Source organism: [Clostridium] scindens (assembly GCF_019597925.1).
Lineage (GTDB): Bacteria > Bacillota > Clostridia > Lachnospirales > Lachnospiraceae > Clostridium_AP.
In genome coordinates this window covers 2,527,839-2,540,380 of the sequence record NZ_CP080442.1, presented here as the reverse complement: position 1 = coordinate 2,540,380, position 12,542 = coordinate 2,527,839, and the positions used below count along the sequence as shown (strand labels likewise).

The 12,542-nt window shown below is 49.0% G+C and carries 10 protein-coding genes; 9 read left to right on the top strand and 1 reads right to left on the bottom strand.

What is annotated here, in order from left to right:
• Positions 1–2 precede the first annotated feature (2 nt).
• The 9 genes from codY (at position 3) to K0036_RS12170 (ending at position 10,371) form a co-directional block, all read left to right on the top strand.
• On the top strand, positions 3–785 hold the full coding sequence (gene codY / locus K0036_RS12210; protein ID WP_025643060.1) for a GTP-sensing pleiotropic transcriptional regulator CodY: 783 nt from the start codon (positions 3–5) through the stop codon (positions 783–785).
• A gap of 67 nt (positions 786–852) precedes the next feature.
• Positions 853–1,158 (top strand): hypothetical protein, encoded by a 306-nt coding sequence (locus K0036_RS12205; protein WP_025643061.1) that lies wholly within the window; start codon positions 853–855, stop codon positions 1,156–1,158.
• A 113-nt stretch (positions 1,159–1,271) separates the two neighbouring features.
• On the top strand, positions 1,272–1,556 hold the full coding sequence (locus K0036_RS12200) for a co-chaperone GroES (RefSeq protein WP_004604767.1): 285 nt from the start codon (positions 1,272–1,274) through the stop codon (positions 1,554–1,556).
• A gap of 55 nt (positions 1,557–1,611) precedes the next feature.
• On the top strand, positions 1,612–3,237 hold the full coding sequence (gene groL, locus K0036_RS12195; protein ID WP_025643062.1) for a chaperonin GroEL: 1,626 nt from the start codon (positions 1,612–1,614) through the stop codon (positions 3,235–3,237).
• 126 nt (positions 3,238–3,363) lie between these two features.
• A complete protein-coding gene (locus tag K0036_RS12190) occupies positions 3,364–3,855 on the top strand; it encodes a DUF6106 family protein (RefSeq protein WP_004604769.1) in 492 nt (163 codons plus the stop codon).
• 98 nt (positions 3,856–3,953) lie between these two features.
• Entirely contained in the window at positions 3,954–5,408 is a 1,455-nt protein-coding gene (guaB, locus tag K0036_RS12185) for an IMP dehydrogenase (RefSeq protein WP_220429828.1), read from the top strand.
• 109 nt (positions 5,409–5,517) lie between these two features.
• A complete protein-coding gene (locus K0036_RS12180; protein ID WP_220429827.1) occupies positions 5,518–8,550 on the top strand; it encodes a glycoside hydrolase family 2 TIM barrel-domain containing protein in 3,033 nt (1,010 codons plus the stop codon).
• Positions 8,540–9,574: an aldose epimerase family protein gene (locus K0036_RS12175; protein ID WP_220429826.1), complete on the top strand. Its 1,035-nt coding sequence runs from the start codon at positions 8,540–8,542 to the stop codon at positions 9,572–9,574. The genes K0036_RS12180 and K0036_RS12175 overlap by 11 nt, the downstream gene beginning before the upstream one ends.
• 104 nt (positions 9,575–9,678) lie before the next feature.
• Positions 9,679–10,371: an N-acetylmuramoyl-L-alanine amidase family protein gene (locus K0036_RS12170; protein WP_220429825.1), complete on the top strand. Its 693-nt coding sequence runs from the start codon at positions 9,679–9,681 to the stop codon at positions 10,369–10,371.
• A 67-nt stretch (positions 10,372–10,438) separates the two neighbouring features.
• Here K0036_RS12170 and K0036_RS12165 read toward each other — a convergent pair whose 3' ends face one another.
• On the bottom strand, positions 10,439–12,442 hold the full coding sequence (locus K0036_RS12165) for an FAD-dependent oxidoreductase (RefSeq protein ID WP_220429824.1): 2,004 nt from the start codon (positions 12,440–12,442) through the stop codon (positions 10,439–10,441).
• Positions 12,443–12,542: the final 100 nt, after the last annotated feature.

The following is a 12,542-nucleotide window of genomic DNA, read 5'->3' as shown; positions in this document are numbered from 1 at the left end:
CAATGAGTGTACAATTGTTAGATAAAACCAGAAAAATCAACAAATTACTGCATAATAATAATTCCAGCAAGGTCGTATTCAATGATATCTGCGAAGTGCTTACTGAAATACTGGATTCCAATGTCCTGGTAGTCAGTAAAAAGGGAAAAGTGCTGGGCGGCAGTAATTGCGAGGGAGTTCCAATTATCAAGGAACTGCTGGAGCAGGAAGTCGGGAGGCATATCGACGATATGCTGAATGAGCGCCTGCTGAGTATTTTATCCACCAAGGAGAATGTAAACCTGCAGACCCTTGGATTTTCGGAAGAGGCGGTGAAGGGCTATCAGGCCATCATCACCCCCATTGATATTGCAGGCGAGCGTCTGGGAACATTATTTATCTATAAGAGAGACCAGATGTATGAAATTGATGACATTATTTTAAGTGAATATGGAACAACGGTAGTAGGACTTGAGATGCTCAGGTCCGTAAATGAGGAGAGCGCTGAAGAGACCAGGAAGGAGCATATCGTCCAGTCGGCTATCAGCACCCTGTCCTATTCAGAACTGGAAGCGATCATCCATATTTTTGAGGAACTGGATGGCACGGAGGGAATCCTGGTTGCCAGCAAGATCGCAGACCGGGTAGGGATTACCAGATCCGTGATTGTTAATGCGCTCCGGAAATTTGAAAGCGCCGGAGTGATCGAGTCACGCTCTTCCGGTATGAAGGGAACCTATATCAAGGTCGTAAATGATTATGTATTTACGGAACTGGAACATATCAAGGCAGAACGTGCAAAATAAGAAAGACGGATAAAGGGGTATCGGGCGACTGATACCCTTATTTGAACTTAGGAAGGGAGAAGCAGGCATGTATGAGGAGTGTTCCGCTGATATCAGGATGACCCGCATGATCTTGAAAGAAGGGTTCTTTGATAAGGCAACGTACCATTGCAGCATAATCACGTATAATCCGGAAGAAGAATGTATATATTTGTTATCAGATGAGACGCAGCTTCCGGTCTTCTCCCTGGATGGCATCTACGAATGCAGGATCGACACGCCCAAGGGCGTGATCGGATGTAGCGGAACCATCAGGGAAAGGTATTGGAATAAGGTTGGGAGAATCATAAAATTCCAGATTCAGAATGGATTTTATAAAAATCTTGTAAACTAAATATAAAGGTTGTTGACAAAATAACGAGAGAGTGCTATTTTATATCTAGAGTCTTTTAGCACTCTCTTTTTATGAGTGCTAACAAATATAGATAATATTAAGGAGGAATAAATATGAAATTAGTACCATTGGGAGACAGAGTCGTATTAAAACAGTTAGTAGCAGAAGAGACTACAAAATCCGGAATCGTGATTCCTGGACAGTCCAAAGAGAAACCGCAGCAGGCAGAAGTAATCGCTGTTGGACCTGGTGGAACAGTTGATGGCAAGGAAGTTAAGATGAATGTCGCGACAGGCCAGAAAGTTATTTATTCTAAATATGCAGGAACAACGGTTGAGATTGATGATGAAGAGTATATCATCGTAAAACAGGATGACATCCTTGCAATCGTTGAATAAAGAAGTGAAGTTTGAAAAAAGATTATAGCATAGAAAGAGCAGGAGGAATGTAATCATGGCAAAGGAAATCAAATATGGCGCTGAGGCAAGAAGCGCATTGGAAACAGGAGTTAACCAGCTGGCAGATACTGTAAGAGTAACGCTTGGACCAAAAGGACGCAATGTAGTACTGGATAAATCTTTCGGCGCGCCGCTTATCACGAACGATGGCGTAACGATCGCTAAAGAAATCGAGCTTGAGGATGCTTTTGAGAATATGGGAGCGCAGTTGATCAAGGAAGTTGCATCCAAGACCAACGACGTGGCTGGTGATGGAACAACTACAGCGACCGTGCTTGCGCAGGCAATGGTTCAGGAAGGAATGAAGAACCTGGCTGCAGGAGCAAACCCGATCATCCTTCGCAAAGGCATGAAAAAGGCAACTGACAAGGCAGTTGAGGCAATCGCCAAGATGTCCAGCAAAGTAAAGGACAAAGATCAGATCGCAAAAGTAGCGGCAATCTCCGCAGGCGATGTAGAAGTTGGAGAGATGGTAGCCGATGCAATGGAGAAAGTCTCCAATGACGGCGTAATCACGATCGAAGAATCCAAGACGATGAAGACAGAACTGGATCTGGTAGAAGGTATGCAGTTTGACCGCGGATATGTTTCCGCATACATGGCAACGGATATGGATAAGATGGAGGCAAATCTGGAAGATCCATATATCCTGATCACAGATAAGAAGATTTCCAATATCCAGGATATCCTTCCTCTGTTAGAGCAGATCGTACAGTCTGGAGCAAGGCTTCTGATCATCGCTGAGGATATCGAGGGCGAGGCTCTTACCACATTGATCGTAAACAAACTGCGTGGAACCTTCAATGTAGCAGCCGTAAAAGCACCTGGATATGGCGACAGAAGAAAAGAGATGCTCAAAGATATCGCGATCCTGACAGGCGGACAGGTGATCTCTGATGAACTGGGAATGGATCTGAAAGAGACTACGATGGATCAGTTAGGACGCGCAAAATCCGTCAAGATCCAGAAAGAGAATACCGTTATTGTGGATGGCATGGGAGACAAGAAAGAGATTGCTGACCGTGTCGCTCAGATCAAGGCTCAGATTGAAGAGACTACATCTGATTTCGATAAAGAGAAATTACAGGAAAGACTTGCAAAACTAGCAGGCGGCGTAGCGGTAATCCGTGTAGGAGCAGCAACCGAGACTGAGATGAAGGAAGCAAAAATGCGTATGGAAGATGCCCTGAATGCCACAAGAGCGGCAGTTGAAGAAGGCATTATCGCAGGAGGCGGATCTGCATATATCCACGCGGCAAAAGAAGTGGCAGCATTGGCAGATAGCCTGGAAGGCGATGAGAAGACTGGCGCGAACGTAGTATTGAAGGCGCTGGAGTCTCCGCTGTATCATATTGCTGCAAATGCCGGACTGGAAGGTTCCGTAATTATCAACAAGGTAAAAGAGTCTGATCCGGGATACGGATTCGACGCGCTGACAGAAAACTATGTTGATATGGTAGAGAGCGGAATCCTGGATCCTGCAAAGGTTACAAGAAGCGCTCTTCAAAACGCTACCAGCGTTGCATCTACACTGCTTACGACAGAGTCTGTCGTTGCCAACATTAAGGAAGAGACACCGGCAATGCCTGCAGGAGCAGGGGCTGGAATGGGCATGATGTAATGTAAATCATTTCCGTGAATATATAAAGTGTGAAATTTTTGAAAACTCCTCTGACGGGGAGTTTTCTTTTTGTCTGAAAGTATGGTACAATAATGGCATTCAGTATAGATTGTGGAGGAATAAAAGATGAGCGACTATTATACAGAACAGTTAGTGAAGAAGCAGGCGGGCATGAAGGACATTGTAATAAAGGCGGCGCTGGTTGCGGTGACGATCGTTTCTGTCCTGATCGTGTTTCTGTTTCCATTCGGAATTATCCTGCCGGTCCTGGCGGTTATTCTGGATGTGCTCATGTTCCGGAGGTTGAATGTGGAGTATGAGTACCTGTTTGTGAATGGGGATCTGGATATTGACAAGATTATGAATAAGGCAAAGCGCAAGCGGATGTTTTCCGCTAACGTCAATGATCTTGAGATTCTGGCACCCGCTGATTCTATCGAAGTACGCCAGTACCAGAAGGCCAAGACTTATAATTACAGTTCCGGGAGCGGACAAGCCGCCCTCTATGCGCTTGTAGTATCCGAGAGGGGCGAGCAGAAGAAGATTATATTTGAACCGAATGATACGATTGTAGAAGGATTTTATATGATGGCCCCAAGGAAGGTCGTGCGCAAGTAAATTGAAAAAGTGGTCGAAATATGTTGACAAATAGTGCGCAGATTGGTTATCATAGCAGTTAATCGTAAAATTTGAAAAGAGAAAGAGAGGATATAATCATGGGAAAGATAATTGGAGATGGGATTACATTCGATGATGTGCTCTTAGTTCCGGGCTATTCAGAAGTGATTCCGAACCAAGTGGATTTATCAACCTACCTGACCAAGAAGATTAAGTTAAACATACCGATGATGAGCGCGGGAATGGATACGGTTACGGAACACCGTATGGCAATCGCGATGGCAAGACAGGGGGGCATCGGTATTATTCATAAGAACATGTCTATTGAGCAGCAGGCAGAAGAAGTGGACAAGGTAAAGCGTTCTGAAAATGGCGTAATCACAGATCCTTTTTACCTGTCACCGGAACATACGCTGGAGGACGCCAATAATCTGATGGCGAAGTTTCGGATATCCGGCGTTCCGATTACCGAAGGAAAGAAATTAGTTGGTATCATCACGAACCGTGATTTAAAATTCGAAGAAGACTTTTCAAAGAAGATCAAAGAATCCATGACTTCCGAAGGGCTGATCACAGCTCCGGAGGGAATCACATTGGACGAGGCCAAGAAGATTCTGGCAAAGGCAAGAAAGGAAAAACTCCCGATCGTGGATAAGGACTTTAACCTGAAGGGACTGATCACGATCAAGGATATCGAGAAGCAGATCAAGTATCCGCTGTCAGCCAAGGATGGACAGGGACGTCTGCTGTGCGGCGCGGCAATCGGCATTACGGCAAACTGCCTTGACCGGGCCCAGGAACTGGTGAACGCAAAAGTCGACGTGGTAGTTCTGGACTCCGCTCATGGCCATTCCGCAAATGTTCTGCATACGGTTGACATGATCAAGAGCAAGTTCCCGGATCTGCAGGTGATTGCAGGAAACGTGGCTACCGCAGAAGCAGCGGAAGCGCTGATTAAGTCCGGCGCTGACGCGGTCAAGGTGGGAATCGGACCGGGGTCTATCTGTACCACCCGCATTATTGCAGGAATCGGAGTTCCTCAGATTACGGCTGTCATGAACTGCTACGAGGCGGCAGACAAGTATGGGGTGCCGGTTATTGCCGATGGAGGAATCAAGTACTCCGGAGATATGACAAAGGCAATTGCGGCAGGAGCGAATGTCTGCATGATGGGAAGCATCTTTGCAGGGTGCGATGAAAGTCCCGGAACCTTTGAACTGTACCAGGGAAGGAAATATAAGGTATACCGTGGGATGGGATCCATTGCAGCGATGGAGAACGGAAGCAAGGACCGCTATTTCCAGACGGATGCGAAGAAACTGGTTCCGGAAGGCGTGGAAGGCCGTGTTGCCTATAAAGGCACGGTGGAAGATACGGTATTCCAGCTGATGGGCGGATTACGTTCTGGCATGGGATATTGCGGCGCGCCGACAATTGAGGATCTGAAGCAGAAGGGACAGTTCGTGAAGATATCTTCCGCATCCCTGAAGGAAAGCCATCCTCACGATATCCATATTACGAAGGAAGCGCCAAACTACAGCGTAGATGAGTAAAAAAGAAGCGATATAGTTAAGAGCCATATAAAAGACGTCCGTAAGGGAAACATCCGCCGGGCGTCTTTTTTAAACCCCCATGGATCGTCAGGACAGGAGGATAATAAATATGACAGCGCAGGAAGCAGCACTTTCATGGCTGGAAGACCCGCAGGTCTATGCGGTAAACCGTATAGAAGCGCATTCCGACCATTTTTTCTATGAAGAGATGCCAGACACCGGCAGGGAGGAGAAGATGCCTCTTAGGCAGAGTCTGGACGGGATCTGGTATTTTGCCTATGCCAGTAATCCGGCTATGCGTATCCAAGAATTCTACAGACGGGAGTATGACTGCCACGGCTTCGATTGTATACAGGTTCCCGGACATATACAGACGCAAGGCTATGACAGGAACCAGTATGTCAATGTCATGTATCCCTGGGACGGAGCAGAGGAATTAAGCCCGCCCCAGGTATCCTCCCGCTATAATCCGGTGGGCAGTTATGTCAAATATTTTACCCTGCAGGAAAACCTGGAAGGAAAGCGGAAGTTCCTCTCCTTCCAGGGCGTGGAGACTGCGTTCTATGTCTGGCTGAATGGAAGATTCGTCGGCTACAGCGAGGACAGTTTTACGCCGGCGGAGTTTGAAGTGACCGATTATCTGGAAGACGGCATAAACAAGCTGGCCGTGGAAGTATATAAAAGAAGCAGCGCAAGCTGGCTGGAGGATCAGGATTTCTTCCGTTTTTCCGGAATTTTCCGGGAAGTATACTTATATGGGGTGCCAAGGACGCATGTAAGGGATCTGCACGTGGAGGCAGGGCTGGACGATGCGTATGAAGGAGGAACCCTGGCGGTATCCTTAGAACTTTTGGGGGATGCAGACTGCCAGGTGCAGCTGATCCTTCAGGATAGCCTGGGAAGGGAACTGCTTAAGAAGAATCAGGAAGGCGCCCTAAGTCTTGCATTTCGGGAAGAAGGATTAAAGATACAGCCCTGGAGCGCGGAGATCCCACGGCTTTACACCCTTCTTGTCTGCCTTAGAAGCAGGAAGGGAGAACTGATAGAGGTGGTCCCTCAGAAGATTGGCTTTCGCCGGTTCGAGCTGATTGACAATGTCATGTGCCTCAATGGAAAAAGAATCCTATTCAAAGGAATTAACCGTCATGAATTTGATGCCAGAAGAGGACGCGCCATTACCCGGGAGGATATGCTGTGGGATATCCGGTTCCTGAAGCAGCATAATATCAATGCCGTAAGGACATCCCATTATCCAAACCAAAGTCTGTGGTATCGCCTGTGCGATGAATACGGCATCTATCTGATGGATGAGGCCAACTTGGAAAGCCATGGCTCCTGGCAGAAGATGGGGACATGCGACCCATCCTGTCATGTGCCGGGAGACCTTCCCGAGTGGAGGGGCGCTGTCCTTGACCGGGCGAAGTCTATGTTCCAAAGGGATAAGAACCATCCTTGCATCCTGATCTGGTCCTGTGGAAACGAATCCTATGCGGGAAAGAATATAGAGGCGATGTCGGAGTATTTTCATAGGAATGACCAATCCAGGCTGGTACACTATGAGGGCGTGTTCTGGAACCGCGCATACAGCCATATCAGCGATATGGAGAGCCGGATGTATGCCAAGCCTGACGAGATCGAAGATTACCTTAAACATAACTCGCAGAAGCCCTATATCAGCTGCGAATATATGCATTCCATGGGGAATTCCACCGGAGGACTGGGGCTGTATACCCGGCTGGAGCAAAAATATGAACGGTATCAGGGCGGATTTATCTGGGATTATATCGACCAGTCCCTCTTAAGGCTGAATGAGCAGGGCGAAGAAGTGCAGGCATATGGCGGCGATTACGATGACCGGCCGACAGACTATGAATTCTGCGCAAACGGCATCGTCTACGCTACAAGAAAGGCCTCGCCCAAAGCGCAGGAAGTGAAGGCTCTGTATTCCAATGTAAAGGTCAGGCCGGATGAAGAAGGATTTGAGGTTCAAAATGAGAATCTATTCCTTTCCACCGGGGGCTATGTCTTTGTATGCAGGATCATGCGTGAGGGAACCTGCCTGTTTCAGAAGGAAATGAAAGAGGAAGTTATGCCTGGCTCCACCCGGTATGTGAAGATGAAGTATCCAGGCATGGATCATCCGGGAGAGTATGTGTATGAAGTATCTGTCCGGCTGGAAGAGGATACGGCCTGGGCAAATAAGGGGCATGAGATCTGTTTTGGGCAGCACGTCAAGAAGATCGAAGGGGAAAGATTCTATAAGAGAAAGTCTTTGGAGATTATAAACGGGGATGCGAATATCGGAGTCAGAGGCGAAGGATTCAGCGTCATGTTCTCTAAGGCGGAGGGGGGAATCTCCTCGCTGTGCTACGACGGGGCAGAGTATATCACCAGAGCCCCCAGACTCTCCTTCTGGCGCGCGATGACAGACAATGACCGAGGGGCAGGCTTCGGGTATGAAGCGGCGCAGTGGATGACGGCAGGCTTGTTCCAGAAGACTGGCGATTGTATTGTATCCAAAGCGGACGATGAGGCAGGCATAGTATTTGAGCATCTGCTTCCCACCAATCCTGCAACAAAGGCGTATACATCCTATAAGGTCAGCGGGGACGGAGCGATCCATATCCATGCTCTTTACAAGGGAGCCAGCGGACTTGCGGATATGCCTGCTTTCAGTATGGACTTTCGCCTGAAAGAAAGATATCATAAGATCAGGTATTATGGCTATGGCCCGGAGGAAAATTACGCAGACCGCATGGAAGGCGCCAGGCTTGGCGTCTATGAAGGAACGGCCAGCGAGAATCTATCCGGCTACCTGATTCCTCAGGAGTGCGCGGGCCGTATGGGAGTCCGGTGGATGGAAGTGACGGATGAGCAGGGAAACGGAATACGTTTTGCCTGCGAGGATGCGCCATTTGCGCAGAGCGTGCTCCCCTGCAGCGAATATGAACTGGAGATGGCCACCCACTTGGAGGAGCTGCCCATTCCTCATTATACCTGGGTACGCATTATGGGCGCGCAGATGGGGGTAGGAGGGGATGACAGCTGGGGCGCTCCCGTCCATGAGGAATACCGTCTGCCGTCAGATGGAAACAGGGAATTCAGATTTGTAATTCAAAGGAGGCAAAGAGATGACGCATAGTTTCGGAATGACATCTAAGGGAGAAGAGGCAAGACTTTTTACGATTCAGAATGGCAAGGGCATGGAGATAAAAGTATCCGATTATGGGGCTGCGCTGGTACAGGTAAGGGTTCCTGACAAGGAAGGAAGACTTCTGGATGTGGTGCTGGGTTATGATGAGGTACAAGGATATGAGGCGGGGAATGCATTTTTCGGCGCTACGATAGGAAGGGTCGCAAACCGTATTGGAAACGGAGTATTCCAGCTGGGCGGAAGAACCTATGAACTGACGCGTAACGATGGGCAGAACGCCCTCCACGGCGGCAGGGATTTTTACAATAAAAGAATATGGAAGACCGGGAAGACTGGGGAAGACTATGTGGAATTTCTGTTGGACAGTCCTTCCGGAGACCAGGGATTCCCGGGGAATGTAAAGATCAGCGTGACGTATACATTGACGAAGGACAACGAGATAAAGATTCATTACCGGGCAGTTCCGGATGCGGATACCTTGATAAATCTGACCAACCATAGTTATTTTAATCTGTCCGGCCATGCATCCGGCACCGTGCTTGCCCAGGAAGTGATGCTGGATGCGGATGCCTATGCCAGGGCAGACAGCCAGTCCATTCCTACGGGAGAGATCGTGCCGGTTAGCGGCACGCCGATGGACTTCAGGCAGTTAAAGCCTATAGGGGCAGAGATAGATGAAGCCTATGAGGCGCTGGAATTCGGCAAGGGCTATGACCATAACTGGGTACTGAACAAAAAGGGGTATCGCAAGGCGGCTTTTATGCGCTCGAAGGAGTCCGGGATTGCCATGGAGGTATACACGGACCTTCCGGGCTTGCAATTCTACACGGCTAATTTTGTGGATCATGAAAAGGGCAAGGAAGGGGCAGTCTATAACATGCGCCAGGCAGCCTGCTTTGAGACCCAGTATTTCCCGGACGCAGTGCACAAGGATCACTTTGAAGGCCCGGAAGTAAAGGCCGGGGAGATATATGAGACGACAACGGCGTATCGGTTTATCAAAGGGGAATAACCTGTGAATCTTCAGAAAATCATAAGTAACTTTTCATAAAAAGCTGCGGATTATATGGTATGATAATACCAGATAAACGAATGAAAAGTTTACGGAGAGTATGAATGAGAAAGAAGAGGAATTACCATAGAAAATTAACGGATGCGCAGCGAAAGAGAAAGATCCAGCGTAATATCCGCCTGGGGCTTCTTATATTATTAGTCCTGGCAGTCTTATTTGGAATACTGAGGCTTGTCAAGCCTGCCTGGTTTACGGACGAATATGTGGAACTGAAAGGGAAGGATATCGATGCGGCAAGGCCGGACATCGACGTGGAACTTCTGACGGTGAACCCGTATTCCAGGCCGGGAACGGAGTCGAAAAAGATTACAGGCGTTGTCGTGCACTATACCGCCAATCCCGGAGCGACAGCCATGGACAACCGGAATTATTTTGAAAACCTCAAAGACAGCCACGAGACCAAGGTGAGCAGCAACTTTGTGGTAGGCCTGGAAGGAGAGATCGTCCAGTGCGTTCCCACCTGGGAGGAGGCCTATGCGTCCAACAGCCGGAACATTGACACGGTATCCATCGAGTGCTGCCATCCGGATGAGTCTGGGAAGTTTAACGATAAGACTTATCAATCTATGGTGGAATTAAGTGCCTGGCTGTGTCTGAAGTTCGATTTGGATGAAAATGACGTGATACGCCACTATGATGTGACCGGAAAGGATTGTCCAAAGTATTTCGTGGAAAATGAGAAGGCATGGGAGCGATTCCGAAAGGACGTAGGAAAGCAGCTGGATAGACTTAAATAAAAGTTAGATAGAAGATTAGAAAAACAGCATGGGCAATTTCCCATGCTGTTTTTCGTTTGTCGCTTTGCTAGTCCAGATAGCCAAGCCGCTCCAGCGTATTCAACACCAGGTGGCGGCCAGCGTCCGTTCCGTCGATGATGCGTCTTGCACGGACCGAGTCGCCGATATTGATGATTTCCGTATCCGTACCCTCGAACCCTTCTGCGATCGCGTCCCAGATTGGCGCGTTTGCCTTCATACCCAGGCATACGAATCCATAATCAAAGTGCAGTTCTTCCTCTTTGCCATCGTATTTTACCAGGAAGGAATGAGGATTTACTTTCATCAGCGCGGTGTTCGTCATCTGTCTGACCTGGTGCTTCTCCATACATTCTTTCATGCTGGCGGTAGAAGAGGCATCCAGCCCGTTTCCGATCATCGGAAGCATCTCGACGATGGCAGTATCTGCCCCGCGGGGAGCGAAGAATTCCACCACATCCAGGCCGACTGCCCCGCCGCCGATGACGACCACTTTTTTGCCGATCATGTCTTCGGGGTAGGAGTCTATCTGGTCAATCATGTCCAAAATAGAGTATACGCAGGCCTCCTCATTCTTAAGGCTTTCATGAAGCCCTTCAATCGGAGGAAGAAGGGGGATCGAGCCTGTCGCATTGACAACAAGCTGAGGGTTTTGTTCCTTGATCACGTCCAAGGTAGCATCCACGCCGGTGAGGATTTCAAGGTTTTCCAGCTTGGAGGCGCGGTGCTTCAAGTAGGCAGGGAAGTCCGCAAGCCTTTTCTTGGCAGGAATCTTGGAGATTTCTACAGAAAGGCCTCCTATGGAATCCTTCTTTTCCAGCAGCGTAACATTGCATCCGACCTCCGCCGCGGTGCAGGCGGCTTCCAGTCCAGCGGTTCCTGCGCCTACGACGACTACGCGGCAAGGCTTTTTGACGGCTGCCTTTTGATAGGATTCTCCATTGATGAGATCCGGATTGATGGTGCATCTAAGGGGCTTGTTGCCTCCGATACGGTTTCCTACGCATCCGACATTACAGGAGATGCATTTGCGGATGTCTCTTACATCCCCGTATCTGGCTTTGTTGCACCAGTCAGGATCGGCGATCAGTCCGCGGCCCATGCCGATCAAGTCCGCATCGCCTCTTGCCAGGATATCCTCCGCAACCTGGGGATTGCGGATATTGCCGATGGCAATCGTGGGCTTGCCGAACTTGTCCCGGACAGCCTTGGCCATATAAGCGCGCCAGCCGTCTTCCAGATAGTTGGCATCAATCTGGTATTGGATCGAAGGATTCAGCCCGGAAGAGGTATCAAAAAGATCTACTTCATCGTTGAGATATTCCAGGTATTCCAGGCAGTCATCCACGGTATTGCCGCCTTCCACCAATTCATCAACGCTGAGACGAAGGGAGATGGGAACTCTTGGCCCGATGGCTTTTCTTACTTCGTCAATGACCATGCGGCAGAATCTTGCGCGGTTCTTGGCACAGCCGCCAAATTCATCGGTGCGGTTATTCATGGTAGGCGACAGGAACTGGCTGATCAGGTAGGAGTGGCCGGCGTGAATCTCGATCAGGTCAAACCCCGCGTTAACGGCGCGTCTTGCGGCAGCGCCGTAGTCCTTGGCAATGCTTTCTAATTCTTCCTTGGAAAGGGGACGCGGAATGTCTCCGCCGGCCTTGGAAGGAAGATTGGATGCGGAGACCGGCTGCATGCCGATGCGGGACGCCATAGCGGACGCGCCGGCGTGGTTAATCTGGATGCCCATGCATGCGCCGTGACGGTGACAGGCTTCCGTGAGCGTAAACAGGCGGGGGATATAGCAGTCCTTGTCGATCCGCAGCTGGGTAGTCCCATTGGAGCCCTCTGGATATCTGACGCAGATATTCTCTACGATGATCAGGCCTGTGCCGCCCCGGGCTCTTAACTCATAGTATTTGATATGCTCGTCGCTTAACTGGCCGTCATGCCCTGCAAAATCGCTCCCCATGGGCATCATCGCAACTCGGTTTCGCATGGTCATTCCCCTTAAGGAAAGTGGGGAAAAAACGTGTGGATAGTTATTCTTCATAGTATCATCCTCCAATTTTTTCAGTTGGTAAACCGTTGGTTTAACTCTTTATCTGGATTATAATTCATCGTTAAATATAAAACAAATTCATGTTTTTGGC

Bases quoted from the DNA above. Each gene is read 5' to 3' on its own strand.
- K0036_RS12180 (WP_220429827.1), top strand. From the start codon at position 5,518: ATGACAGCGCAGGAAGCAGCACTTTCATGGCTGGAAGACCCGCAGGTC.
- codY (WP_025643060.1), top strand. From the start codon at position 3: ATGAGTGTACAATTGTTAGATAAAACCAGAAAAATCAACAAATTACTG.
- K0036_RS12205 (WP_025643061.1), top strand. From the start codon at position 853: ATGTATGAGGAGTGTTCCGCTGATATCAGGATGACCCGCATGATCTTG.
- K0036_RS12190 (WP_004604769.1), top strand. From the start codon at position 3,364: ATGAGCGACTATTATACAGAACAGTTAGTGAAGAAGCAGGCGGGCATG.
- K0036_RS12175 (WP_220429826.1), top strand. From the start codon at position 8,540: ATGACGCATAGTTTCGGAATGACATCTAAGGGAGAAGAGGCAAGACTT.
- groL (WP_025643062.1), top strand. From the start codon at position 1,612: ATGGCAAAGGAAATCAAATATGGCGCTGAGGCAAGAAGCGCATTGGAA.
- K0036_RS12170 (WP_220429825.1), top strand. From the start codon at position 9,679: ATGAGAAAGAAGAGGAATTACCATAGAAAATTAACGGATGCGCAGCGA.
- K0036_RS12200 (WP_004604767.1), top strand. From the start codon at position 1,272: ATGAAATTAGTACCATTGGGAGACAGAGTCGTATTAAAACAGTTAGTA.
- guaB (WP_220429828.1), top strand. From the start codon at position 3,954: ATGGGAAAGATAATTGGAGATGGGATTACATTCGATGATGTGCTCTTA.
- K0036_RS12165 (WP_220429824.1), bottom strand. From the start codon at position 12,442: ATGAAGAATAACTATCCACACGTTTTTTCCCCACTTTCCTTAAGGGGA.